Raw genomic sequence first — 25,697 nt, 5'->3', positions numbered from 1 at the left:
TCTCGGCGCCGGGGGTTGGCAGTTGGCGGGTTCGAGATCCCGTCGGCTGTCGCCTGAATGAAAATTCACTATCGATCGAACGTGCAGAGTCGAGTACTGTGACCGCTCTCGCACGTGACTGCACGCGGAACTCAACGAGGAGTCGACCACGTGAACAGACGAACGTTGCCACGGGCCGCAGCGGCCCCGCCCATGTCGAAGCTCGCCGTCAGGGTGGCAGTGACCGGTGCCGCCGTCATCGGCCTCACGCTCCCCATGGCGGCGGGCGGCTCCGCGGCCGAGGCCGGTGCATCAGGGGGTACGCGGGCCGTTGCGTCCGCCGACGCCGAACGCACGGCCGCGCCGCCGCGCACCATCGTGACGACCGACCCCGAACTGGACGACCTGAACTCGATGCTGCGCATGCTGCTCTACAGCAACGAGCTCGACATCGAGGGCCTGGTCTACTCATCGAGCCAGCACCACCACCAGGGCGACCCCGCGCGCGGCATCGAGCCGCACCGCTGGCCCGCGCCCGGAGACCGTCTGCACATCGACCAGGCCGTCGACGCGTACGCCAAGGCCTACCCGAACCTCATCCGGAACGACCCGCGATACCCCCGTCCCGACCGACTGCGCTCGCTCATCGCCAGGGGCAACGTCAGCGACGTCGGAGACATGTCTCGGGACACCGAGGGTTCCGACCTGATCAAACGGGTTCTGCTCGACGACCGTCCAGGGCAGGTGTTCCTACAGGCGTGGGGCGGACCGAACACCATCGCGCGGGCACTCAAGTCGATCGAGGACGAGTACCGGGGCACGCACCGGTGGCCCGCGATCTACAAGAAGATCGTGAACAAGGCGGTCATCACCAGCTTCGGCCAGCAGGACACCACGTTCGAGAAGTACATCAAGCCCCATTGGCCCGAGATCCAGAACCGTGAAGTAGCCACCTCCATATGGGGTTACGGCGCCCGGGACGTGGCCCGACCCGATGACGCGCACTACCTCTCCGCAGGGTGGACGAAGGCGAACGTCAGCGACGTGGGCCCGATGGGCGCCGCCTACCGCGTCTGGGGCGACGGCAAGCAGATGGCCGCCGGATTCGACAACGAGGACTACTTCGGCCTCACCGGATACACGGCCGAGGAGTTGAAGGCCATGGGCTACATGGTCTGGACACCACCGCAGGCCAAGGGAGCCTTCATCTCCGAGGGTGACTCCTCGAACTTCGCGCTCCTTCTCGACAACGGATTGCGCAGTTGGCAGGACCCCCGATGGGGCGGCTGGGGCGGACGACAGGTCGCCGACCCGGACGACCCCCACCGGTGGTCCAACGCGGGAGCCCAGGACGCGGACGAGACGGGCGCGAAGCCCCGCGACTACCCGGCCGCGCGCTGGTTCTCGGCGATCCAGAACGACTTCGCCGCCCGACTGCGGTGGACGACGGCCGGCCCCAAGGACACCAACCACCCGCCCCACGTCCGCGTACGCCAGGGCCTGGACATCACCCGCCGCCCGGGCACATCACTCACCCTCACACCCCGGGCCACCGACCCCGATCGGGACGCGATCACCCTCAAGTGGTGGCAGTACCGGGAGGCAGGCACCTATCCCGGAACGGTCGACCTCACCCAGCACAAGGGCGATGCCATCCGGCTCACGGTGCCGAAAGACGCCAAGCCCGGCGAGACCATCCACCTGATCCTCCAAGCCACCGACAACGGCACACCTGCGCTCACCCGGTACCAGCGGGTGGTCGTGAGGGTTCTGCGCTAGTGGGGCGGCCGGGTCACTGTGCCGCATCTCGGCGTGTGATGGCACGGGTGTGCTGCTCGGTCAGCCAGTGCGCGCCGGATGAACTCGTCGCGCGTCGCGAGCGAGGCACGTGAAAGCGGGGTATGGGCGGAGATCAGATCGAAGCCGTGGGATGTTCCGCCCCACATGTGGAAGTCGACGCTGACGCCTGCCGCGGATAGCCGGCCGGCGTACTGGAGGGCTTCGTCGCGGAAGGATTCCGCGGAGCCGACGTCGATGTAGGTGCGCGGCAGGCCGGTGAGGTCCGTGGCCCGTGCGGGGGCGGCGTAGGCGGAGACGTCCGGGCCGCCGCGTCGCGCGGCGACCCTGGTCATCGAACGCATGGCGGACAACTCCCTGCTGTGAAGCCACGGGCTTCGTCCAGGTCCAGTACTCGGCGATGGTGTGTGGCCGGCATGGCCCCGGAGGACTTCGCGCGGGTCGTGGCGCGCATACCGGGCGCCCAGTTCATGATCGGCGCAAGGCCCGCCGACCTGGCCGACCGTCGGCCCTGTCACGGATGACTGCGGACAGCTGTGGTTCCAGGGCCGTTTGGCACCGGCCGTGTAATGACCCGAGGTCGTGCCACTGCGCATCAGGGCCCGCGGAGCACTCCACCGCCGGAACGTGCAGGCAACTCAGAAACTCAGCCGCTCCGCCACCTGGGCCCGGTGGAACTCCGGCTCCCCGAGCAGTAGTTGGCTGGACCGTGCCCGCTTGTAGTACAGATGCGCCGGGAGTTCCCACGTGAAGCCCATGCCGCCGTGGAACTGGATGTTCTGGTGGGCGGTGCTGACGTACGCGTCGGTGCAGTACGCGGCGGCGAGGGACGCGGCGACCGGCAGTTCGTCGCTGTCGTCGGCGGCGGCGAACAGGGCGTAGTAGGCGGCGGATCGAGCGGTCTCGACCTCCACCAGGGCGTCGGCCGCCATGTGCTTGAGGGCCTGGAACGCGCCGATGGGCTGGCCGAACTGCACCCGGTTCTTCATGTAGTCCACGCCCATGTCGAGCGCGGCCTGCGCCCCGCCGACCTGCTCGGCGGCCAGTGCGACGGCGGCGAGGTCGAGCACCCGGGCCAGGAGCTTCTCGCCGTCGGCCGGGTCTCCCAGCGGCGTGGCGGTGACGTCGGTCAGCACGGCGTCGGCGAGCTTGCGGGTCTGGTCGAGGGTGGGGCGCGCGGTGGTGGCCAGGCCTTCGGCGCCGACCTCGACGGCGAACACGGCGCGGCCCCGGCCGGTGTCGGCGGTGACGAGCAGGAGCCGAGCCACATGTGCGTCGGTCACCAGCGGGGCGGTTCCGCTCAGCCGCCAGCCGTCGTCCTTGCGCTCGGCCCGTACGTCGAGCGTGGCGCCCGGCCGCGGGTACGCCAGGGTGCCGATCACCGATCCGTCGGCGATGCCGGGCAGGAACCGCTGCTTGGCCTCCTCGTCCCCGGAGGCCAGGAGGGTGGTGGCGGCCAGCACCGCGCTGGAGAAGAAGGGCGCGCAGAGCAGGGCCCGGCCCATCTCCTCGAGGACGATGCCGAGTTCGGCCCAGCCGAAGCCCTGGCCTCCGTACTCCTCGGGGATCGCGAGGCCTTGCAGGCCGAGTTGGGCGGCCATCGTCTCCCAGGCCTTGGCGTCGTATCCGGCCTCGGTGGCCATCAGCCGACGGACCTCGGCCTCACTGGAGTGGTCGGACAGGTACCGGCGCACCGTCTGGCGCAGCTCGTCCTGCTCCTCGGTGAATTCCCTGATCATGGTGTCTGGCTTTCTTGCTCGGGGTTGGTGTGGTGAGGGACCGGTGTTCAGGGCTGGCCGACGGAGCGGGTGGCGGCACCCTTGCGGACGTCGCGGAAGGGCACGTCCTTGTCGGGCGCGTCACCCTTCGGCAGGCCCAGGACGCGCTCGCTGATGATGTTGCGCTGGATCTGGTCGGAGCCGCCGCCGATGGAGTTGATGAACGCGAACATCAGGTCGCGGTCGACCGGGTGGTCCAACGGGTTGTCGTAGTCGTAGACGAGGGACTCCTCGCCCTGCATCCGGTAGGCGAAGTCGGCGCCGGCGTGCAGGACCCGGGACATGGCCAGCTTGCCGAGCGAGGCGAGGGAGGACGGGCCGCGCCGGATCTCGGCCGCCGCACGCTGTCCGGTCCAGGTGTTGGTCAGCCGCCAGGACATGATCTTCACGATCTCCTGGCGGACCTGTGGATCGTCGAGCCGGCCGGCCCGGCGGGCCGCCGCGACGAGGTCGTCGGCCGCCTCCCGCAGGCCCGCTTTGATCGGCGTACCCGACTGGGAAGAGGACATCGAGCCCATGCCGCTGCGCTCTGCGGCGAGGGCGATCTGGAGGGCCTTCCAGCCCTGGCCCGGCTCGCCGATCATCCAGGACGCGGGTACCCGTGCGTCGGTCAGGAAGACCTCGTTGAACTCGGCGTCACCGGTGATCTGCCGGATGGGCCGGACCTCGATGCCGGGCTGCTTCATGTCGATGACGAAGAAGCTGAGGCCGGCGTGCTTGGGCACGTCCCAGTCGGTACGGGCCAGCAGCAGGCCGTACTTCGCCTCATGGCCACCCGTGGTCCAGATCTTCTGCCCGGTGACGACGTACTCGTCACCTTCGAGCTCGGCCCTGGTCTGGACACTCGCCAGGTCGGAGCCGGCGCCGGGCTCGCTGTAGAGCAGACAGCCCTGGCCGACCTCTCCCTTGAGCAGCATGGGGAGGAAGTGGTCCTTGAGCTCCTGGCTGCCGAAGGCGAGGACGGGGTTGCCCAGCAGGCGCAGCCACGGGTCGGCGTGGAAGGAGGACTGGTCGAGGAACCCGCCGGGTGCGCCCGCCGCCCGGAACTCCTCCTGCGCGGCCCGGGCGGCCTCGCCGCTCAGTCCCAGTCCGTAGCTGCCCTGTGGCCAAGTCGGCGCGGCCCAGCCGGAGTTCACGACGGCGTCGCGCCACGCGGCGTCCTCGGAGCCATTCCAGTGCCCCGCCAGCCACGACCGTGCGGCTTCCCGTGCTTCGTCGGGGGACATCGTGCTCTTGCTCATCGTCGGCCTTTCTCCTTGCGACAGGCGGGGATTGGGGCATGGTGCTCGGGCGCTCTCCGGCACACACGCGCGTGGCCGACCGGCTCCTGGGAGCCGGCCGGGCACGTGGCTAGACCAGCTGCCCCAGGTCCTTCAGGCGCTGCTGGCACTCGGCGGCGAGGTCCCGGGTGATGTCCCCCGCCGAGCGCAGGTCCTCGAAGCCGCCGACGACCTGGCCGATGAAGAAGGTCTCCAGGGCCGTGGCACCCTCGTGCCCTTCCTCGGCGGCGCGGTCGATGCGGTTCCACGCGTCGTTGATGAGCATGGGCTGCAGCGGCATGGGCAGCGGGGCGGGGCTGCCGGGCTTCTCCCACTCGTCGTGCCAGGCACTGCGCAGCTGGCGCGCGGGCTTGCCGGTGCGGGTGCGGGAACGGAGGGTGTCGGAGCTGGTCGCGGCGAGGAACTTCCGCTTGACCGTCGGCGAGGTGATGTCCTCCTTGCTGGACAGCCATACGGAGCCGCACCAGACACCCGCCGCGCCGAGCGCGAGGGAGGCCGCCATCTGCCGGCCCGACGCGATGCCGCCCGCCGCGAGGACCGGCACGTCCCCGGCGATGTCGACGATCTCGGGGGTGAGGACCATGGTGGCGATGGTGCCGGTGTGGCCGCCGGCCTCGGTTCCCTGGGCGATGAGCATCTCGACCCCGGCGTCGAGCTGACGCCTGGCGTGTTCCGGCTTGCCGACCAGCGCGGCCACCACGACACCGGCCTTCTTGCCGCGCTCGACCAGGGAGGGAGGCGGAGTGCCGAGCGCGTTGGCGATGAGCGAGATGCGGTGCGAGAAGGCCACGTCAAGGAGGGCCGACACCTGGTCCGGGTTGACGTTGACGGCCTGGCTGTCGCCGTAGAGGCCGGGCTCCTCGTACTCGGGGATGTCGTACTTCTTCATCAGGCCCTCGACGAAGGCGATGTGCTCGTCGGGGATCTGGGCCCGCAGGCTCGCGATGAGACCGTCCGGGTCGCCCTTGGCCACCTTGCCCGGGACGAGCAGGTCCACGCCGTAGGGGCGGCCTTTGACCTGCTCCTCGATCCAGGTGAGCTGGGCGTCCAGCTCCTTGGGCGAGTAGGCGGTGGCGGCAAGGACGCCGAACCCGCCGGCCTTGGTCACCTCGGCGACGACGGCGGGGGAGCGGTTGAACCCGACGATCGGGTACTTCACGCCCAGCTTTTCGGTCAGTGCGGTACGCATGGCGATGCTTCCTTCCGGTTCGGTCAGCGGTTCTTCCACTCGGGGCGGCGCTTCTGCGCGAAGGCCGTCATGCCTTCGATGGCGTCCTGGCTGACCATCAGGTTGTCGAGGGCGGCCGAGGGGTGGTCGACGGCGTCGACCGTGTCGGGGATGCCCTCGGTCTCCGCCATGACCTGGAGCGAGGCACGGACGGAGGTCGGGGAGCCGTCGAGGATCTCGGCGGCGAGGGCGCGGGCGCCGTCCAGGGCCGAGCCGGCCGGGACGACGCGGTTGACGAGGCCGAGGGCGAGGGCTTCGTCGGCCGCGATCTGCCGTCCGGTGAGGATCATCTCGGTGGCGAGCTTGCGGGGGATCGCGCGGGGGAGGCGGACCAGGCCGCCGGCGCCTGCGGCGAGGCCGACCTTGACCTCGCTGAGGGCGAACCGTGCGGTCTCGTCGGCGACGGTGAGGTGGCAGGCGAGGGAGATCTCGCAACCGCCGCCCATCGCATAGCCGTTGACGGCGGCGATGACCGGCTTGGTCATGTTCCTGCGGGAGGTGAGGCCGGCGAAGCCGTTCTTGGGCACCCACATCGGCCTGCCGGAGGCGGAGTACTTGAGGTCGTTGCCCGCGCTGAAGGACTGGGTTCCGGCGCCGGTGAGGATCGCCACCCACAGCTCCGGGTCGGCGAAGTAGGCGTCGAAGATCTCGTCGAGCTCGTCGTTGGCCTGCGGGGTGAGGCTGTTGCGGGCCTCGGGGCGGTTGATGGTGACTTCGAGGACGTGGCCGTCGCGGTTGACGGTGACGTACTCGTACGTGTCGCGCAGGACCGGCTCGCGGTGGGGGAGGAGCTGGTTCATCCGTGCTTCGTCCGTGGTGACGCGGTTGCCGTGGCCGAAGGAGCGGACGTACACGCGCTGTCCGATGGGTTCGCCCGTGGTCAGCAGTTCCAGCATCGCCTCGTCACCGTCCTGGACGAGCGCGATGAAGCGGCGGTCGTCGGATTCCAGGCGGCCGATGACGACACCGGTCAACTTGCCGTCGCGGCCGTACTTGACGGTGTACGTCTCGATGGTGGCCCAGCCGTCGGCGCGGCGGGCCTCCTCGGGGGCCGGCCGGGCGTTGATCTCGGCCTGGAGTTCGGCCGAGCGGTCGGGCCGCCAGGCGGTGGGGGTGGTGGAGTAGACGCCGACCGAATACTTGCTCAGCGAGCCGCCGTTGGCGCCGACCAGGCCGAACGAGCCGGGTGCGGTGCGGGCACGCTGGACGGTCTCGGCGATGCCGTGCATGGAGTAGTTGTTGCCCGCCCCGCCGAAGAAGGGCAGGCCTCCGGTGAGGGTGAGGCCGCGCGGGTCGGCGGACGAGAGACCGAGGCCGTCGGTGACGTTGGAGACCGCGATCGGGAAGCAGCTGTACAGGTCGAGCGTGGCCAGCTCCTCGACGGCCACACCGGCGACCTCCAGGGCATGTTCGGCGGCCAGGACGGCGGCCGGGCTGCGGCTGAGGTCGGCGCGCTCCATCAGGTCGCGTTCGCGCAGGTCGGCGTGGCCGTGCAGGAACACCCACCGCTCCTCGGGCACGCCGAGCCGGCGGGCCGTCTCCACGGACATCACGAGCACGGCCGCGCCCTGGTTGACCTTGTCGCGGGCCACGACGTAGCGCGTGTACGGGTCCGCGATGGGCCGGTTCTTCTCGGTGGGGGTGATGAGTTCCTCGGCGGAACGGCGCACGGGGGCGGCCGCGTGCGGGTTCTTGGCCGCGATGTCGGTGAAGGGCGCGAACAGGGCGCCCATGTCGGCCGCGTACTCCTGGCGGGACAGGCCGAGGCGGGCGCGGCGCGCGTTCTCGAAGAGGGCGTACTGGCTGGGTGCGTCGGTCAGGCCGTGGGTGGCCTGGTGCATCGACAGGAGACCCTCAAGTCCCCAGCCGCGGTCCTCGAGTTGGCCGCCGACGTGTTCGGTGAAGTCGGGCCTGTCCTCGGCCTTTGCGAGGGCCTGGATCGTGGAGATGGCCTCGGAGCCGAAGACCAGGGCCGCCTGGGCGTCGCCGCGAGCGATGGTGGCGGCCATCTCGTTGACCAGGTGCTGCGGTCCCTGGCCGCCGACGACATCGAGAATCGCGCGCGCGGGATCGGCGCCGACGCGGTTGGCCACGGAGCGCGGGTAGTTGTCGGACAGGCCGAGCGGGGCGGGCGCGCCGGGCGTGGAGATCTCGAACTGCCGGATGCCGGCGACGGTGTCGATGGCCGAGGCGACCGTCGGTGCGTCGACGCCGGTGTCCGCCAGTGCTTCGCGGGCCGCGGCGGCGGCGAGTTCCACGGGGGACAGGCGCTGGTAATCGGGGTCGTCGAGGCGCTCGGAGGACTGGCCGACGCCGACCACCACGGGGGTGCGCGGGTCGAGTTCGGACGTGTGCGGGGTCATGATGGTGCCCTTCAAGATGTGTTGTGCCTGTCAGGAGACGAAGAGGGGGAAGTCGCCCATGCCGTGGCCGGGCCGTGGGCGGGTGCCCGGCGGTCGTTGCAGGCGGATCAGGTGGTCGCCCCGGGAGTGCGTGCGGGTCAACTCGCCTCGCTCGACGAGGTGTTGAGCGTGCGCCTCGGTCTCCGCGAGGGCGGCGATGCGCATGGCGCCCACCTGCGCCCACGGGCGCGACCAGGACAGGTGCGCGGCGACGTCCCAGGGAGTCGGGCGGCCCAACGCGTCCACCACGTCGAGGAGTTCGGCCAGCCGCCGGGCGTGATGGTCGAGGAGCGTACGAGTACGGGCAGCGAGCCCGCGGAAGCGGTACTCGTGGGCCGGCAGCACCTCATGGTCGTCCCACGCCGCGACGCGTTCGAGCGAGGCGAGGAAGTCGGCGAGGGGGCGGCCGTCCGAACGCGGGCTGTGCAGGCCGATGTTGGGTGTGATGCGGGGCAGTACGTGGTCCCCGGTGAGGACGGCGCGTGCTGCCCGGTCGACGAGGCACAGGTGTCCGGGCGTGTGACCCGGCGTCCACAGCGCGACGATGTCGCGTCCATCGACCGGCACCCGGTCCAGGTCCTCCAGAAGGAGGTCCGGCTCCGCGGCGCGAGGGAGTGCGGCGCTCGCGGCGGCGTGTGCCTCGGGTGGGCCGAGCAGTTCGAGGACGGCATAATCGGGCGCGCCGGCTTCGGCCAGCCACCGGTGGGCGTCCTGAACTGCCGTCGGTCGACCGGACGTTGTGTCGCGGCGTCGTTGGGGCAGGCTGTCCCGCTCGGCCGGATGCATGGCCACCCAGGCGCCGGATGCTTCACGGAGTCGGGCGGACAGGCCGTGATGGTCCGGATGCACATGTGTCGCGACGATGCCCGTGACGTCCTTCGGCCCGGCCCCGGCCGCTGCGAGCCCCCGACGCAGCACCTCCCAGCTCTCGTCGCTGTCCCAGCCGGGGTCCACGACGACCAGGCCGGTGCGGCCGGGCAGCAGGTAACTGAGGGTGTAGCGCAGCGGGTTGCGCGGGATGGGAACCGGAACCGACCACACATCGCCGCCCAGGTGCTCGACGGGAGGCAGGACACGGGCGGCCCAGGCCGCCTGCTGCTCCGTACCGGTCACCGCGAAGGGTGACTCGCCGTTCGTCCGACGGAGTGACTCGTCGGGTGTCCGGCCGGTCGGCTCGTCGGGTGACCGGTGGCCCGGGACTGGGTGGTGCGCGGGCGTGTGCACTGGATTGCCTCTCAGCCCTTGCGGGGTGTGATCTGTGCGGAGAGCGTCGTGACGCCGTCCAAGGCCTGCGCGGCCCCGGTCATGAGTTCCTCCAGGTCACGAGCGCGTCGAGCGCCTCGATCCGGTCGCCGTCCACGCGCAGCGGATTGACCTCCAGCGACTCCAGGTCGTCGCCGAGCGCGCCGGCCAGGTCGCCGATCGCCGCGACGACCCGGGCCAGCGCGTCGATGTCGGCGGGCGCGGTGCCGCGGGCGCCCTGGAGCAGAGGTGCCCCGCGCAGGCCGAGCAGCATGTCGCGCGCGTGGGCGGGCGTGACCGGGAGAGGTGCGAGCGCGGAGTCCTTGAGTACCTCCACGAAGACGCCGCCCAGCCCGACCGCGAGCATCGGCCCCCACTGCGGATCGCGGACCACACCCACCAGCATCTCCGTACCGCCCGCACGCATCGGGGAGATGAGCACGCCCTCGACGCGCGCGTCGGGTGCCTGCGCTGCGCTCGCCCTGACCGTCTCGTACGCCGCGCGGACCTCGTCGGCGCCGCTCACCCCGAGACGTACGCCGCCGATGTCGCTCTTGTGGAGGATGTCGGGGGAGACGATCTTCAGGGCGACGGGACCGTCGAACTTCTCCGCAGCGGCGGCCGCTTCGTCGGCGGAGCCGACCAGGACGGCGGGCACGACGGGGACGCCCGCGTCACGGAGCAGCTTGCGTGCCGCGTCCTCGGACCAGGCGCCGTGGCGCGTGTCGGGGGCCGGCAGCGCCGGGGCGGCGTCGGCCGCTGTCGTGGTGGCGCCGTTCTTCAGTTGGTGGTGGACCGTCGACCAGCGGCCGACACCCGCGAGGGCGGTCACCGCCTGCTTGAGTCCCGGCAGGACGAAGTCGAGGCCCGCGTGCTCGGCTACGGAGCGGCTGTAGTCGGTGTACGGCTGGAGGATCTGGCTGATCAGGACGACCGGCTTCGTGGCCTGCGCGGCGCCCGCCCCGGTGGCGTCGACGAACGGCTGGCCCTGCCAGGGGCCTTCGCCGAAGGCGGGCAGGCCGTTGACGACGCCGACGACACCGACGTCCGGGTCGTCGGCCATGGCCTTGATGGAGTTGGTGAACAGCGTGGGGTCGATGATGGCCGCACCGGTGATGTCCAGGGGGTTCTGTACGGTGCCGTAGTCCGGCATGACCGCGGCCAGCGCCTCCTCGGTGGCGGGTGCCAGCGAGGGCAGCGCCATCCCGGCCTCCTCGGCGCGGTCGGCGACGATGTCGCACGCCCCGCCGGAGATCGAGACGACGCCCACACCGGGCGCGTCGAGCGGCCCCGTGTGCGCGGCGAGGCCCGCCGTGATGAGCATGTCCTCGATGGAGTCGACCCGGATGACCCCGCACTGGCGGAACACGGCGTCGATCACCCGGTCGTCGCCGACCAGGGCGCCGGTGTGCGCGGCCGCGGTGCGTGAGGCCAGTTCGCTCGTGCCGGCCTTGAGGACGACGACGGCCTTGCCCGCGGCGGTGGCGCGCAGGGCGGCCCGGCGGAAGACCTCGGGTTCGCGGACCGACTCCATGAAGATGGCGATGGCCCGGGTGGCCTCGTCGTCGACGAGGAAGTCCAGCACATGCCCCGCGGTGATCATGGCCTCGTTGCCGAGCGTGACCATGTAGCTGAGGTCGTTGCCGCTCATCGTGGCGAAGTCGAGCATCGCGCTGGAGCTGGCGCCGCTCTGCGACAGCAGGGCGACCGGTCCGCTGCGGCGCGGCAGTCCGGGGATGGAGGTGACGGGCACCTGGTCGACGAGGTTGGCGAACCCCAGGTGGTTGGGGCCGAGCAGGATCATGCCCAACTTCTCGGCGTGGGCGACGAGTTCGGCCTGCGCGGCGCGCCCCGCCGCCCCGGCCTCGCCGTAGCCGGAGGACAGGATCACGGCGTTGCGGATGCCTGCCGCGGCGGCGTCCGACAGCGCGTCGAGCGTGGCGGCCTGCGGGACCATCAGGAAGGCGACGTCCACCTCGTCGTCGATCCGCGTGCAGGAGGTGACGGTGGGCCGGCCGTGCACGTCGGCGCCGCGCCGGTTGACCAGGTGGGTGCGGTCACCGAATCCGAACTCGACGAGGTTGCGGAAGGCGGTCGCGGAGAAGCTGGACTTGTCGCTCGCTCCCACGAGCGCGACGCTGCGCGGCCGGAACAGGGTGCGCAGGCGCTCGGGGGTCACGGATGTCGCGGGCGAGGAAGACGTCATCGTCAACTCCTAATAGGGGAAGGGTGGTCGGGCTATCAGCGGGGCAGGCCGAGGGCGCGGGCGATCATGCCGCGCTGGATGTCGTTGGTGCCGCCGCCGACGACGTACATGACGGAGAGCCGCAGCCCGTACTCGAAGGCACCCCCGCCGGGGACGCCGGGCACCGACGCCGACAGCGCCGCGTCCGGGCCGAGGATGTCCAGGACCGCCTCACCGAACCGTTCGGCGAGCTCGCCGCCGAGGACGCCCGCCATGGGAGCCGCGAGACGGGCGCCGGACGCGGAGGCACCGGAGGTGGCGCCGATCGCGGAGGCGACAAGGGCGCGGGTGGCCTGCACGCCGACGGCGAGTTCGGTGAGCAGGGCGCGGGCGTGCGAGCCGCGCGGTCCCACGGTGCCCGCGACGTCCTGGCGTATGTGGGCGAGGAGGTCGTCGAGCTGGCGGTGCAGGGCGGCGGCGATGTTGCCCATGGTGATGCGTTCACCGGCGAGAGCGTCGGTGATGACCTTCCAGCCGCCGTTGACCTCGCCGACGCGCAGGCTGTCGGGCACGCGTACGTCGTCGTAGAAGACGGTGCAGGAGATCTCGCCGGACAGCGCGGTGTGCCGCTGCACGGTGATGCCGGGGGTGTCCATCGGGACGAGGAAGACGGTGATGCCCGCGTGCCGGGGCGTGGCGTCGGGGTCGGTGCGCACGGCGAGCCACACCCAGTTGGACTCGTGGCCGCCGGTCGTCCACAGCTTCTGCCCGTTGATCACCCAGCCGTCGCCGTCACGGACCGCGCGCGTGCGCAGCGAGGCGAGGTCCGAGCCCGCCTCCGGTTCGCTGTAGCCGAGGCAGAAGGCCATCTCGCCGCGACGGATCAGCGGCAGGAAGCGGTCCTTCTGCTCCTGTGTGCCGTGTTTGAGGATGGAGTTGCCGAGCAGCATGACGGCGCCGAGCGCCTTGGTGATCGGGGCGCGGTGGTACGCGGCCTCCTCGTTGAGGACGACCTGTTCCGCCAGGGACGCGCCACGCCCTCCGGCCTCCTCGGGCCAGGCGAAGCCGAGCCAGCCGCGCTCGGCGACCGCCCGTACGAGGTCCGCGTCCTGGGCCATTCCGCCGCCACTCAGCCGGTCGGCGTACTCGTCGAGCAGAGCGCGCACCTCGGAGCGGAACGCCTCGCCCGTCTCGCCCAGGTCGGCGGCCGGCAGCGAACCGGAGCCCTCGACAAGAGCGTCGGCCACGTCTCCGGCGCCGCGCGGCAGGGTACGCAGCCGGGTCACGTCGCCGTGCACGCGGCGGAACAGCCACGGGGCGTCGTGCTCCTCGAAATACCCCATGGCCGCGAGGGTGTGATGCGCGCCGAGTTGGACGCGCGGCGCGGTGACGGCCGCGTGGGTCACGGCGATCTCGGCCGCGAGCGCGCGGTCGGCGGTGCCCTGCTCCAGGGCGCGGACCGCGTCGGCGATCAGCAGGTTGCCCGCGCTGAGGTCGATCTGGCAGGTGGCGGCGCGCTGCTGGACGGCGCCGAACTGGCCGATCACCTTGCCGAATTGGCGTCGCTCCGTGGCGTGCGCGACGGCCATCTCGTGCGCGCGCTCGGCCGCGGCGAGCGCCCGTACGGCCAGCTGGAGTCGGAGCAGCAGGACGGCTTCGTCGGCCGTACCGGCGTCGATGCCCACCGAGGCCGAGGGGGCGCCCAGCGTGACCGCGGACCAGGACGGCACGGCGAGCCCGGGGGTGTCGTCCGCCCGTGTCACCGGGCGGAGCAGCGCACGGCCACCGCCGGCCGGGACGGTGAGCAGGTGGGTGGCCTGGCCCGCCGCGTCGAGGTGGCGGGCGCCGGACATGGTGTCATCGCCCACAGCGACGATGACACGTATCTCGCCGCTGCCGATGCCGTCGAGTGTGCCCTGGTCGCCGGCGAACAGGCGGGTGGCGACGAAGGAGTCCAGCAGTGGCAACGGGCAGGCCACGCGCCCGAGTTCGCGCACCGCGGCGACGGCGGCGGAGAGCGCCCCGGCGGCCCCGAGTTCGAGCCAGCCCAGCTCCGCGGCCGCCCTCCACAACTTCCCGAGGTCCGCCTCGGGTGCGGCGGTGGGGCTCGGCCAGTGACGGCCGAGCGTCCCGCGGACGCTCTCGGCGAAGGCCTCGACCTCTTCCGTGGTCGTGGCGTTGAACGGAGTGGCGGTGGGCATGCGGGCTCCTCGCGAACGTAGGACTGCGTGGACGGGAGGCGGGGCGGCGGAGTGGTGTGCGGTCGCACCCTCCGTATTACGGAACGAAACCCGTCCACAAGGGCGACTGTAAATCAGACGGAAGTCGTTCAGCAATAGCGTCAGGGGTGTGACGTGTAGGAACATGAGGGCATGACAACCTCCAGGGCCACTCCGGGGCGACCGCGTGACGAGCAGGTGGACCGCCGGATCGCGGACGCCGCCGTCGATGTCTTCGGGCAGTACGGCTGGGCCGCCTTCACCATCGACGCCGTGGCCCGCCGGGCGGGCGTCGGCAAGGCCTCCGTCTATCTGCGCTGGAGCGACAAGGAGGACCTTCTGGTCGAGGCCCTCGCGCTGCGGATCGGCCTGATCTCCGACGTCGACACCGGCACGGTCCGCGGTGACCTGATCCAACTCGTGGGCCAGTTGCTCGACTTGTACACGGGGGAGCGCGGGCAGGCCGCCCTGCGCCTCGGCCTGGAGGCCCGCCTCATCCCGCGGCTCGCGGAGCGCTACGAGGAGATCTCCCGGGCCCAGATCCTCGCCGCCCGCGCCATCGTGCGCCGCGGCATCCGGCGCGGCGAGCTGCCCGAGGGTACGTCGGTCACGTTCCTGCTCGACGCGCTGTGCGGCGGGGCGATGAACCACGCCCTGACACTGCCGCCGTCGATGCAGCTCCTGTCGCCGGAGGCCGTGGCCGAGTACGGGGAGCGGTTCGTGGACTTCGTCCTGGCCTCGGTGTCGGCCGACACGTAACCGAACCGGAGGTGTGTCCCCGCGCTCGCGGCCTACGGGGCGCAGCCGGGCCCGGCGCAGCGGCATCGCGCGCCCCGCAGCACGAGGTCGACGACGTCGGTGACGAAGCGCCCGTCGTGCTCGTCGACGTCCCGGCCCGGGCCGAACGGGGTGGCGAGGAGATGGGAGACGACACTTCCGGAGACGGTGTTGAGGAGCACCGACGCCGAGGTGTCCCGCGGGAGTTCGCCTCGCTCGATCGCGCGGTGGACGATGGTCCGGGCGGCTCGGACGCGCGAGGAGTTGACCTGCGCCCACGCATCGGAGAGCAGTTCCGGGTGGGCCCGCGCCTCGACGAACAGCCGTAGCGCCGCGAGCCCCGCCGAGCCGTCCAGGTGGAACGTCAGCAGCGTGCGCGCGACGACCAGGAGGTCGTCGTGGATGTTCCCGGTGTCGATCGGCTCGATCGCCAGGGCGTGCGCGTCCAGGGCCGCGAGCAGCAGCTCTTCCTTGTTCCCCCAGCGCCGGTAGAGGGCCGCCTTGCCCGCCGCGGCCCGCTTGGCCACCGTGTCGAAGGTGAAGCCGGACCACCCCGCGTCCGCGTACACCTCCAGGGCGGCGGCGAGTACGCGCGCCTCGAGGCCGGGGTCGCGAGGGCGGCCCGCGGCCCTGCGCTCCGGGTCCGTGTCGGTGCCCGTCCGTGAAGTCATGCCGCCGATTCTTCCAGATGATCCAGACGAATAGCGTCCGTAACCTATTGCGGAACGAATTTCGTCTGAATTACGTTGGGTCTGCCGCCGCCTCCGTGTGAGGGGTGGCGCCCTCTGCTCATGCGCGGGAAGGACCGACCTGATGAAGACCCCGATCTGCGAGATGCTCGGCATCGAGCTGCCCCTGCTCGCCTTCAGCCACTGCCGCGACGTGGTGGTCGCCGTCACCAACGCCGGCGGCTTCGGCGTCCTCGGCGCCTCCTCGCACACACCGGAGCAGCTGGAGCACGAACTCGCCTGGATCGACGCGCAGGTGGACGGCAAGCCCTACGGCGCCGACATCGTCGTACCCGAGAAGTTCGAGGGGAAAGGACAGCAACTCACCCAGGAACAGTTCGCCGCGCTCGTGCCGGACGACCGCCGCGAGTTCGTCGACGGACTGCTCGGCCGGCACGGGGTCGAGCTGCCGGCCGAATCCGCGTGGCAGGGCGTCGGCATGAACGACACCATCGGCGAGGAACTCCTCGACGTCGTCTTCCGCCACCCGGTCAAGCTGATCGCCAACGCCCTGGGTGTGCCGCCGCAGTACATGATCGACCGGGCGAAGGCCGAGGGTGTGCCGGTGGCGGCGCTGGTCGGCGCCAAGGAGCATGCAGTGAAGCAGGTCAACGCGGGCGTGGACATCCTCATCGCGCAGGGCACCGAGGCCGGGGGCCACTGCGGCGAGGTCACGACCATGGTGCTCATCCCGGAAGTCATCGAGGCGATCCGCCCGATCCGCGAGGTCCCGGTGCTGGCCGCCGGAGGCATCGTGACGGGCCGTCAGATGGCCGCGGCGATCGCGCTCGGCGCGGCGGGCGCGTGGACCGGCTCCGTGTGGCTGACCACGGAGGAGGCGGAGACCGCGCCGTACACGGTGCGGAAGATGATCGCCGCTTCCTCGCGTGACACGGTCCGCTCCAAGGCCCGCACCGGCAAGTACTCGCGCCAGCTGAAGTCAGCGTGGACCGAGGCGTGGGAGGCGCAGGGCAGCCCCGACACCCTGCCCATGCCGCTCCAGTCCCTCGTCAGCGAGGCGCCGCTGCGGCACGTGGACGTCCTCGCCGAGAAGGGTGTTCCGGGGGCCCAGGAGCTGGCGACGTACTGGGTCGGCCAGGGCGTCGGCCTGATGAACCGGGTCCGCCCCGCCCGCGATGTCGTCTACGAGATGGCCGAGGACTTCGCCGACGCGGCGGAGCGCCTCGCACTGGCGGTCGAGGACTGAGAGGGGCGCGGGAGCGGCGGGCGGGAAGGCGGAGGGGCGGGCCACTGCACTCTCCTTCGCCGTCGTGCGGAGAGCACCTCACCGCTCCGCGCGCAAACGGATCTCCTCCTTGATGGCGGGCAGTTTGGTCTCCAGGCGATACGCCGCGATGACCGCCGCTTGCAATGCCGCGATGAGGATGGGCAGGCCGATGAAGAGGAGGCCGATGTCGTCGCGCATGTGCGGGGTGACGGCGCCGGGCCGGTAGCCGATGACGGCAAGGCCCCAGGCCAGACAGGCCGAGCCGAGAGCGGCGCCGATCTTCGTGCTCATGCTGTAGCCGGCGAACAACAGGCCCTCGTCGCGGCGGTGGTGGCGCCACTCGTGCCATTCGACCGTGTCCGCCACGAGTGCGGGCACGGCCACGAAACCGAAACCGCCCACCAGGTTGGCGACGAAGAACACCGCGGTGAACGCGACAAGGTTGCCGGACAGGAAGAACAGCAGCCCGGAGAGCACGATGCAGGTGATGAGTCCGAGCAGGATCCCGCGTCGATGACCGAGCGCCCGCAGGACCGGGGCCGTGATCAGTGAGCCGAGCACCGCGGACAGGGAGAAGGCCAGCAGGATCATCGATACGGCGGCGGGCCTGTCCAGGGTGTGAAGGGCGAAGTACACGGCGCCGCCGGTGATGACGCCGAGCCGGGCGAAGGACAGGATCGAGAAGGCGAACACCGTAAGCCAAGGGGCGTTCCCGGCAAGCGCCTTGACCGAGTTCGCGATGCCGGCCCGGGCCTCGGGCACGGGCGCTGCGGGTACGCGTTCCTTGGCGAGGCCGAAGACGGCCCAGAACATGACGACGCCCGTCACCGCGTACAGGCCGACGGTCCACGCGAATCCCGAACGTGACGTCGCCGAGCCGCCGAACAGGCTGATCAGCGGCTGGGTCGCCGTGGAGACCACGATCAGACCGATACCGACGCCGAACGAGCGCATCCCGGCGAGCTGCATCCGCGCCCCGGAGTCCCGTGTCGTCATGGCCATGAGCGCCCCGTAGGGGACGTTGACCAGCGAGTACGCCAGGCCGACGAGGACGAACGTCACGTAGGCGTAGATCAGCGCACCCGTGCCACCGCCGCCCGGCGTGAGGAACGTCAGCAAGGTCAGCGCGGCGAGCAGTGGCGCCCCGAACAGCAGGTAGGGCCTGGCGCGACCCCACCGTGTGACGGTGCGGTCGAGGACAAGACCGACCGCCGGGTCGAAGAAGGCGTCGAGCAGCCGGGCGATCAGCATCAGGGTGCCTGCGGTGCCGGCCACGATCCCGGCGACATCGGTGTAGAAGAACAGCAGGTAGCTGGAGATGGTGGTCCACGTCAGATTGGAGGCCACGTCGCCCAGTGCGAAGGCCGCGCGTTCGCCGCCGCGTACGGCCCGCGGGTCGTCGGCCGGATCGAGCCGCTCGCCGGCGGCACACTTCTCGGCGCCTTTCGCGACCGGGTTCCGCCTGGCCGCTCCCTTGTCGGGCTGCCTGGTGCTCATCGTTGAGTCCTCACGTCAGCGTCATCGCCTGGACGGCTTCTGCCGCATCTTGGGTCCCTGTCGCACCTAAGTCAATGCTCTGGACGGGACCCGTAGTGCAGCCCAAGTCGCTTGGGTTGGAAGCTCGTTGCCCTTGCCTTGGGTGCCAATGGCACATAAGTTGATCGGCGGTTGGGTGCGGAGCACAGCAGTGCGCGGCAGCACCGACATCGTTCCGAGAACAGGCGCGCTCGTGAGTCGAACGGCGCCCCAGGGAGGCCCGGATGCCCCGTTCTGCCCGTACCGCCGAGCACACCACCCCCGAGGAGGGCGCCAGGTTCCCCCGCGACGTCGATGTGGCGATCGTCGGCAGCGGCCCTGCGGGGGCCGCCTACGCCCGGGTGCTGAGCGAACTGGCCCCCCAACTGGCCCTGGCCGCCTTCGAGGTGGGGCCGCTGATCACCGACCCGCCGGGCGCCCACGTGAAGAACATCGCGGACGCCGGGCAACGTGCCTCGGCGCAGCGCGCCTCCGAGGGCCCGCACCCCAACGTCGAGGCGGCGTCGACCGACACGATGGACGGCTACGCGAGTGGCCGGCCAAGGCTGCAACGCCCGGGCACGTTCCTACTGGAGAGCGGGCAGCGGCGGGACGGGGAGGACGGGCTGCCTGCCGCCGCCATGTCCAGCAACGTCGGCGGCATGGGTGCGCACTGGACGGGGGCGTGTCCCCGCCCGGGCGGAAGCGAAGTCGTCCCGTTCCTACCGGAGTTGCCCCACCTGCTGGCCGAGGCCGAGCGGCTGCTGGGGGTCTCGGCCGAGGTGCTGGCCGATGCCCCGTTCGCCGACGAGGTGCGCAAGCGGCTCTCGGTCGCACTCGATCACGACCGGGCCGGCGACCGGCAGGTGCAGCCGATGCCGCTCGCCGTACGGCGTACACCGGAGGGACGGCTGCTGTGGTGCGGTGCGGACGTCGTGTTCGGCGACGTCACCCGGGCCAACCCCCGCTTCTCGCTGTTCGCCGAAGCACTGGTGACCCGCGTCCTGCTCGACGAGGACGGAACGGCCGTACGCGGGGTGCGCGTCCGCGACCGGCGCACCGGCGACGACCACGACATCACCGCGCGCTACGTCGTGGTGGCCGGGGACAGCCTGCGCACCCCGCAACTGCTGTACGCGTCCGGTGTGCGCCCGCCCGCGCTCGGCCGCTACCTCAACGACCAGCCGCAGCTCGTGTACGCCGTGCGGATGCGGGACCTGCCCGACCGTCCGGCGGCGCCCGACTGCGGCGCGGGCGTCACGGCCAGCAGCGGTGTCACCTGGGTGCCGTTCACCGACGACCACCCCTTTCATGGGCAGGTCATGCAGCTCGACGCCTCACCGGTCCCGCTGTCCGACGACGGCTCGGCGACAGGCGAGTTGGTGCCGGGATCGGTCGTCGGGCTCGGCTGGTTCTGCGCCAAGGACCTCAGGGCGGAGGACCGTGTCACCTTCCGCGACGACGAGGCCGACGCGTACGGGATGCCCGCGATGGAGATCCACTACCGGCTCACCGACGCGGACCACGCCTCCATCGACCACGCCCGGACGGAGATCCTGCGCACCGCGGCGGCCCTCGGCGAACCGCTCGACGACACACCACCCCTGGTGTTCCCGGCGGGCGCCTCGCTGCACTACCAGGGCACCGTCCGGATGGGCGCCACCGACGACGGCACCTCGGTGTGCGACCCGAACAGTCAAGTGTGGGGCGTACGCGGCCTGTTCGTGGCGGGCAACGGTGTCATCCCCACCGCCACGGCCTGCAACCCGACACTGACCGCGCTCGCCCTCGCCGTCGGCGGCGCCCGCGGCATCGCCGACGCCGAACGCTGACGCGACCACACCTTCCCACCGCTTCCTCTCTCCCACCCCCTTCCCCATCCATCCGGAGGACCCATGCTGGACCGGGACATCATCCAGAACCGCGGCGTGCGCAACGTCGAATCCGGCGGGCGGACCGTCGGCTTCCAGTTCCGCCTCCGCATGCCCAACTACCGCGGCCTGTGGGGCAGTCTCATCGAAGGCGTCGCGGTCCGGGTCGGCGACCTGACCTGGGACCGCGAGACACCACGGTGGACCCTTCAGGGCCGCGACCTCAGCTGCGCCGACCTGCGTACCTCGACCGATGTGCGCTGGCAGCTCGACGAGCTGGCCACCATCACCGTCCCGCACCCCGGCGGCCTGCCCGCGGGCGTGCACCACCTCCAGGTCGACATCGCCCTCCAAGCCCCGTACATCCCGGCCGAGTTCCAGCCCTCGGTCTTCCACGCCGAGCGAAAGGTCACCCTCCTGTGAAGAGCGGGCCCGACACCCTCAAGTACGGCGTCTCCCTGTACAGCTACACCGGAGACATGTACACCCTGCTCACCCTCGACGACGCCATGGCCGAGATCGCCGACCTCGGCGCGACGGGCATCGAGATCCTCGGCGAGGGCAACATCAGCGGCTACCCCACACCGACCACCCGGTGGATCGACGAGTGGCACGCCGGCCTGGCACGCCACCAGTTGACCCCCACCAACTACGGTTCCTGGATCGACTCGCGGATGTGGCAGCACCGCGACCTGACCGTCGACGAGGGAGTCACCATCCTCGGCCGCGACCTGGAACTGGCCTCCGTGCTCGGCTTCAGCACCCTGCGCCCCAAGATCGGCGTGGTGTCGATGGACCTCAGGCCGCACCCCATCTGGGAATCCGTCGTCGAACGCGTCCTCGACCGCGCGGCCGAACTCGGCATCGTCATCTGCCCCGAGATCCACGCACCGACCCCCATCAAGCACGAAGTCGTCGACGACTACCTCTCGTTCATCGAGCGCACCGGCACCGACCACTTCCGCCTCCTGATCGACACCGGTGTCTTCCAGCGCACCCCGACGGACGTCGACCACCCGGGGCTCGACGAGGAAGCCCAGGAAGCCGGCTGGCGACGGCCCCTGGCCGTACCGATGGCGGACCTCGTGGCCGTGCTGCCGTACGTCGCCTTCATCCAGGCGAAGTTCTTCCACATCACCGACGACCTCACCGATCCGCAGATCCCGTGGTCCGAGATCGTCACGACCCTCGTCGAGCACGGCTACACCGGGTACCTCTCCAGCGAGTACGAGGGTGACCGGAGCCCCTACCGCTCCCTCGAACAGGTCCGCCGTCAGCACGCCCTCCTGCGGTCCCTGGAGCACGCCGCCCGGACCGACACGGCGCTGCCGTAGCATCCGGGGCAGAAGACGACGTAGGAATGACGAACGGGGAACGTACATGGGCCGGCCCGTCCCGATCCGCGGTGCCGGGCACGCGGAGCAGGCCATCGGGATTCCGCTGGTGGCCGAGCCGCCCGTGCTGGAGACGGCGTCACTCGCCATGGTGATCAACCTGGTGCGCTCGGGCCGCGCCACGACGCGGCCCGAGCTGGTGACCGCGGCCGGTCTCAGCCGCAAGGTGGTGGCCCAGCGGGTCGAGCAGGCCATGTCCCTCGGATTCGTCGAGGAAGGCGACCTGGCGCCGTCGTCCGGCGGCCGCCAGGCCCGCACGCTGCGGTTCCGGACCGAAGCGGGACATGTCTACTGCGCCCTGTTCGGTGCGTCCGAGTTCACGGCCGCCATCATGGACCTCTCCGGCACGATCATCGCCTCCCACCACGAGGACTGGGAGGTCGCGACCGGGCCCGAGCCCACCATGCGACAGGTGCAGGCCGCCTTCGCCGCCCTCGCCCGGAAGAGCGGCCTGACCCGGCCCTGGGGGATCGGCATCGGGATGCCGGGCCCCGTCGAGTTCGCCACCGGCCATCTGGTCGCGCCCCCGATCATGCCCGGGTGGGACGGCTTCAGCGTCAGGTCCTGGCTGCGCGAGCACTACGACGCGCCGGTATGGGTGGACAACGACGTGAACCTCATGGCCCTCGGCGAATGGACGTCCGGAACGCCGCGCGACGGACGGGACATGCTCTTCGTCAAGGTCGGCACCGGCATCGGAACGGGCCTCGTCGCCCGGGGCCGCCTGCTCCGCGGGGACCGTGGCGCCGCCGGCGACATCGGCCACAACCATGTCGTGGACGATCCGTCGGCGGTGTGCCGGTGCGGCCGGACCGGCTGCCTGGAGGCCGTCGCCAGTGGTTGGTCCATGCTGGAGGAGGCCGCACGCCGGGTGGACGAAAGCCCGTACCTGACCGCCGCGTTGGGGCGCGACGGCCAGCTGACACTCGGCGAGGTCGGTGCCGCCGCGGTCGACGGGGACGCGCTGGCCCTGGAGATGATCGACAAACGGTCCCGCCTGGTCGCCGAGGTCATCGCCAACCTGGTCAACTTCTGCAACCCCGGTGTGCTGGTGCTGGGCGGCGGAGTGCTGCGCACCGGCCCCCGGTTCGTCGACATCGTCTCGTCGACGGTTCACGCGCGCTGCAACCGCCTCGTCACCGCCGGCCTCACCGTCCGCGCCGCATCGCTGGACCACCTCGAAGGTGTCATCGGCGCGGGGCTCCTCGCGACCTCGTGCCTGTTCGCCACGGCGCCGCTCAGCCATTGGGTGGAGAGCGGCACCCCGCTCGGCCACGCCACCACCCTCCAGCGGCTCTCCGCCGAAGCCACCTGAGCCTGTGCTCCGCGCGGGAGCAGGTGACTTCAGCGGGTGCGTCAGGGCCCGGAGACGAAGGCGGCCTCCGCACGGTCGATCTCGTCGAGCTGCTTGAGGATCTCTCCGGGCGTGCCCTCGCCCACGACCTTTTGAAGCAACGGAGTGTGGTCGAGGACCGCGTCGCGCAACGGACGCAGCAGGGCGGGCGCGTGATGGAAGACCTTGCCGAGCACGAAGGCGGTCTGGGACTGTCGCGCGGTGTGCGGCTTGCGCGGCGCTTCGAAGGATTGCAGTGCCCGGTTGACGGCGCGGGCGTCCGTGAGGTCGACGCCCGCCAGCGCGCGACCGAGGAAGTAGCCGTCCTCCGTGGCCATGCCCGCTCCGTAGGCGGCGTACGGGGACGTGGGGTGCGCCGCGTCCCCGATGAGCGTGACACGCCCGCTGGACCACTGCTTGAGGGGCTTACGGTCGCGGATGGGCCAGCTCTGGACGTTGACCGGGTCGGTCGCCGCGATGAGTTGGGGCAGCGGGTGGGGGAAAGCGGCGGCGAGACGCGAGGCCGCACCGTGCAGATCGCTGGGGACGGGGTTCGCGATGTCGTGGGCGTGGAGAACCCACCACTGGAAGCCGTCACGCCCCTTGCTGCGAATGGCTGTCCAGGCCCCCTGCACCGTCGGACTGTGCGTGAGGACGCACTGCCCGCGCGGCGCGTCCACACTCCCGTCGAGCGTGAAGCCGCCGTACAGCTGGAGGTTGTGCGGGCGGATCGGTGACTCGCCCCAAAGGGTGCGGCGGACAAGGGAGTTGATGCCGTCGGCGCCGACGACGACATCGGCGTCGTGCGTGCCGCCGTCGGCCAAGTGCACGCGCACGCCCTCCTCGTGCTGCTCAATACGTTCCACGGCGCACTCGGTCCGCAGCACGCCCGGCGGCAGGGCCGCCACGAGACGCTCGTACAAGTCGGGGCGGAGCAGGCCGATGAAGCCGCCTCCGTAGTCGCGTACGACCTGATCGGGCAGATGCACGCGGACGCGCTGATGGCCTCGGGTATTGCGGAAGATGCTTTCGCAGGGGGCGCCGAGATCCTCGATGTCCACGCCCAGCAGGCCGAGTGCCTTGATGGGGGCGGGCCACAGATTGAGGATGTTGCCCGCGGGCCGGGCCTCGGGGGACCGCTCGAAGAGAGTGACGTGGTGGCCCGCCTGATGGGCGGACAGGGCTGCGGCCATGCCTGCCGGGCCTGCGCCGATGACGGCGACGCGGCCGGGTGTGCCGATGGTCGGGGACATGTGCGGTTCTCCTCCTGCTCGTTGCCGAGGAAGCGGGTCGGCCGGCGGCGCCGTGGAACGTCATGACGGGCACGCCCCGACGCGATCGGCGCCGCAGCCCTCATCGGCAAACCGTAGCGTGCGCTACGGTTATTAGATCGGCAGGGAGGCACTCCTTGTCAACCGGTGAGAATGGGGGCCATGGTGACCTCGGAAGCGCGTAACAACGATCTGGAGATCCGCGAACCCCGTCAGGAGCGCACGCGACAGGCATGGGCCCGAATCCTGGACGCGGGCGTCGCGCTGATCGAGGAAGGCGGCTACGAGGCGTTCACCATCGCGGCCCTGTGCGAGAAGGCGCAGGTGGCACCAAGGGCCCTGTACGACCGCAGCACCAACAAGGACGCCCTCTTCCTCGCCGTCTACGAGCACGGCATCGCCCGCCTCGCCGACGACCAACTGGCCTTCAGGGACGCGGAGCGTTGGCGCGGACTCTCGGCGGACGCACTGGTCACGGCGGCCGTCACCCAGCTGACCGGCCTCTTCCGCCGGCACGCCGCCTTCCTCAAGCCCGTGCTTCTGCTGTCAGGAGTGCACCCGGAAGTGCTGCGTCGCGGCCGGGGACACGTCCACGCCCTCGCCGACGACTTCACCGCGCTCCTGCTCGGCGTACGGGACGAGATCACCCACGCTCAGCCGGAGGCCGCCGTGCGCCAGTGCTTCGCCACCGTCTTCTCGGCGTGCGTCGTGCGCACCGCCCACGGCGCGGACTTCGCCACCGTGGCCGTGGACCACGACACCTTCACCACCCACCTCGCGCTGACGGCGAGCCGCACGCTGCTGGGCGCCGTCCCCGCCGCGTAGGGGGCGGCGTCGAGTCAGGAGATGCCGCGGCGCGTGAAGACATCACGTGCCCATCAGAACCAGTCGCCCGTGAGGAACGGATCGGCCAGTGTCTCCGGCAGCCGGGCCGGACCGGGGACGTGCCCCGGCGTCACGCCTGTGTACGTGCCCCGGTGGAACAGCAGCGGTCGCTGGTCTCCATGGGTGCCGAGATCCGTGACGCGGCCGACCACGATGTAGTGGTCCCCCGCGGCGTGGACCTGCCGGACCGAGCACTCCGCCCAGGCCGCGGCCCGGTTCAGCAGCGGGGTGCCGTGCGGGGTGCGCGCCCAGTCGGTCCCGGTGAACTTGTCGGGGCCGCTCCGGCCGAAGACCTCACTGACCGGGCGCTGGCTCTCGGCGAGTACGTTGACGGTGAACCGCCCGGCCCGCTCGATGACCGGCCAGGTGCGTGAGGTCCTCGCCGGACAGAACAGGACCAGCGGCGGGTCGAGGGAGAGCGCCGAGAAGGACTGGCAGGCGAACCCGGCGGGGCCGTCCTCCCCGCTCGCGGCGACGATGACGACGCCGGTGCAGAAGTGCCCCATGACGTCCCGGAACCGGCGGCCGTCGATGGCGGTGTCCTCGCGGTCCTCGGGTTCTGCGGTCAGCCGGCTCATACCGTCC

At 71.1% G+C, this 25,697-nt stretch carries 20 protein-coding genes; 8 read left to right on the top strand and 12 right to left on the bottom strand.

The features are described from left to right. The first annotated feature begins 150 nt into the window (after positions 1–150). Positions 151–1,758, top strand: coding sequence for a nucleoside hydrolase-like domain-containing protein (locus tag ACP4E5_RS09330; RefSeq protein ID WP_425826858.1), 1,608 nt, complete (start codon positions 151–153; stop codon positions 1,756–1,758). Here the strand turns inward: ACP4E5_RS09330 and ACP4E5_RS09325 are convergent. The 8 genes from ACP4E5_RS09325 to ACP4E5_RS09290 all read right to left on the bottom strand — a co-directional run bounded on the left by ACP4E5_RS09325 (position 1,755) and on the right by ACP4E5_RS09290 (position 14,092). Next, positions 1,755–2,120, bottom strand: coding sequence for an alpha/beta hydrolase (locus ACP4E5_RS09325; protein WP_425826856.1), 366 nt, complete (start codon positions 2,118–2,120; stop codon positions 1,755–1,757). The genes ACP4E5_RS09330 and ACP4E5_RS09325 overlap by 4 nt on opposite strands. 294 nt (positions 2,121–2,414) lie before the next feature. After that, entirely contained in the window at positions 2,415–3,515 is a 1,101-nt protein-coding gene (locus tag ACP4E5_RS09320; RefSeq protein WP_425826854.1) for an acyl-CoA dehydrogenase family protein, read from the bottom strand. Positions 3,516–3,562: 47 nt separating this feature from the next. Further along, positions 3,563–4,795 carry an acyl-CoA dehydrogenase family protein gene (locus tag ACP4E5_RS09315; protein WP_425826852.1) on the bottom strand — a complete coding sequence of 411 codons (1,233 nt, stop codon included), beginning with the start codon at positions 4,793–4,795 and terminating at the stop codon, positions 3,563–3,565. 109 nt (positions 4,796–4,904) lie between these two features. Further along, the gene (locus ACP4E5_RS09310) at positions 4,905–6,023 is read right to left on the bottom strand and encodes an NAD(P)H-dependent flavin oxidoreductase (RefSeq protein WP_425826850.1); all 1,119 of its coding nucleotides are present in this window, start codon (positions 6,021–6,023) and stop codon (positions 4,905–4,907) included. Positions 6,024–6,046: 23 nt separating this feature from the next. After that, positions 6,047–8,425, bottom strand: a complete 2,379-nt coding sequence (locus tag ACP4E5_RS09305) for an acetyl-CoA acetyltransferase (RefSeq protein WP_425826848.1) — start codon at positions 8,423–8,425, stop codon at positions 6,047–6,049. Between the two features lie 30 nt (positions 8,426–8,455). Continuing rightward, the gene (locus ACP4E5_RS09300; RefSeq protein ID WP_425826846.1) at positions 8,456–9,577 is read right to left on the bottom strand and encodes an MBL fold metallo-hydrolase; all 1,122 of its coding nucleotides are present in this window, start codon (positions 9,575–9,577) and stop codon (positions 8,456–8,458) included. Between the two features lie 190 nt (positions 9,578–9,767). Beyond that, entirely contained in the window at positions 9,768–11,912 is a 2,145-nt protein-coding gene (locus ACP4E5_RS09295) for an acetate--CoA ligase family protein (protein ID WP_425826844.1), read from the bottom strand. Positions 11,913–11,947: 35 nt separating this feature from the next. After that, positions 11,948–14,092 (bottom strand): acyl-CoA dehydrogenase family protein, encoded by a 2,145-nt coding sequence (locus ACP4E5_RS09290; RefSeq protein WP_425826842.1) that lies wholly within the window; start codon positions 14,090–14,092, stop codon positions 11,948–11,950. A 171-nt stretch (positions 14,093–14,263) separates the two neighbouring features. On the opposite strand from ACP4E5_RS09290, the gene ACP4E5_RS09285 reads away from it, so the two are divergent. Further along, positions 14,264–14,869, top strand: a complete 606-nt coding sequence (locus ACP4E5_RS09285; protein ID WP_425826840.1) for a TetR/AcrR family transcriptional regulator — start codon at positions 14,264–14,266, stop codon at positions 14,867–14,869. Positions 14,870–14,901: 32 nt separating this feature from the next. Here the strand turns inward: ACP4E5_RS09285 and ACP4E5_RS09280 are convergent, their stop codons facing one another. Then, positions 14,902–15,558, bottom strand: a complete 657-nt coding sequence (locus ACP4E5_RS09280; protein WP_425826838.1) for a TetR-like C-terminal domain-containing protein — start codon at positions 15,556–15,558, stop codon at positions 14,902–14,904. 142 nt (positions 15,559–15,700) lie between these two features. Between ACP4E5_RS09280 and ACP4E5_RS09275 the strand changes: the two genes are divergently transcribed. Continuing rightward, the gene (locus tag ACP4E5_RS09275; protein ID WP_425826836.1) at positions 15,701–16,822 is read left to right on the top strand and encodes a nitronate monooxygenase; all 1,122 of its coding nucleotides are present in this window, start codon (positions 15,701–15,703) and stop codon (positions 16,820–16,822) included. Positions 16,823–16,900: 78 nt separating this feature from the next. On the opposite strand, the gene ACP4E5_RS09270 is transcribed toward ACP4E5_RS09275, so the two are convergent. After that, a complete protein-coding gene (locus ACP4E5_RS09270; protein ID WP_425826834.1) occupies positions 16,901–18,340 on the bottom strand; it encodes an MFS transporter in 1,440 nt (479 codons plus the stop codon). Positions 18,341–18,603: 263 nt separating this feature from the next. Here ACP4E5_RS09270 and ACP4E5_RS09265 point away from each other — a divergent pair, with 263 nt between their 5' ends. The 4 genes from ACP4E5_RS09265 to ACP4E5_RS09250 all read left to right on the top strand — a co-directional run bounded on the left by ACP4E5_RS09265 (position 18,604) and on the right by ACP4E5_RS09250 (position 22,938). After that, positions 18,604–20,190 carry a GMC oxidoreductase gene (locus ACP4E5_RS09265; protein WP_425826832.1) on the top strand — a complete coding sequence of 529 codons (1,587 nt, stop codon included), beginning with the start codon at positions 18,604–18,606 and terminating at the stop codon, positions 20,188–20,190. Between the two features lie 63 nt (positions 20,191–20,253). Then, positions 20,254–20,652, top strand: coding sequence for a C-glycoside deglycosidase beta subunit domain-containing protein (locus ACP4E5_RS09260; protein ID WP_425826830.1), 399 nt, complete (start codon positions 20,254–20,256; stop codon positions 20,650–20,652). After that, complete coding sequence (locus tag ACP4E5_RS09255) at positions 20,649–21,563, top strand: sugar phosphate isomerase/epimerase family protein (RefSeq protein WP_425826828.1); 915 nt, start codon at positions 20,649–20,651, stop codon at positions 21,561–21,563. The genes ACP4E5_RS09260 and ACP4E5_RS09255 overlap by 4 nt, the downstream gene beginning before the upstream one ends. A 46-nt stretch (positions 21,564–21,609) precedes the next feature. After that, positions 21,610–22,938 carry an ROK family protein gene (locus ACP4E5_RS09250; RefSeq protein ID WP_425826826.1) on the top strand — a complete coding sequence of 443 codons (1,329 nt, stop codon included), beginning with the start codon at positions 21,610–21,612 and terminating at the stop codon, positions 22,936–22,938. A 41-nt stretch (positions 22,939–22,979) separates the two neighbouring features. On the opposite strand, the gene ACP4E5_RS09245 is transcribed toward ACP4E5_RS09250, so the two are convergent. Then, positions 22,980–24,209, bottom strand: coding sequence for an FAD-dependent oxidoreductase (locus ACP4E5_RS09245; RefSeq protein WP_425826824.1), 1,230 nt, complete (start codon positions 24,207–24,209; stop codon positions 22,980–22,982). 180 nt (positions 24,210–24,389) lie between these two features. On the opposite strand from ACP4E5_RS09245, the gene ACP4E5_RS09240 reads away from it, so the two are divergent. Next, the gene (locus ACP4E5_RS09240; protein WP_425826822.1) at positions 24,390–25,052 is read left to right on the top strand and encodes a TetR/AcrR family transcriptional regulator; all 663 of its coding nucleotides are present in this window, start codon (positions 24,390–24,392) and stop codon (positions 25,050–25,052) included. Positions 25,053–25,105: 53 nt separating this feature from the next. Here the strand turns inward: ACP4E5_RS09240 and hsaB are convergent, their stop codons facing one another. After that, positions 25,106–25,690, bottom strand: coding sequence for a 3-hydroxy-9,10-secoandrosta-1,3,5(10)-triene-9,17-dione monooxygenase reductase subunit (gene hsaB, locus ACP4E5_RS09235; protein ID WP_425826821.1), 585 nt, complete (start codon positions 25,688–25,690; stop codon positions 25,106–25,108). Between the last annotated feature and the right edge of the window lie 7 nt (positions 25,691–25,697).

Origin of the sequence: Streptomyces fractus (assembly GCF_049844455.1) — a bacterium.
Taxonomy (GTDB): Bacteria; Actinomycetota; Actinomycetes; order Streptomycetales; family Streptomycetaceae; genus Streptomyces; species Streptomyces fractus.
Note: the sequence above shows the minus strand (reverse complement) of the source record. Positions and strands in the feature narration are given on the sequence as shown.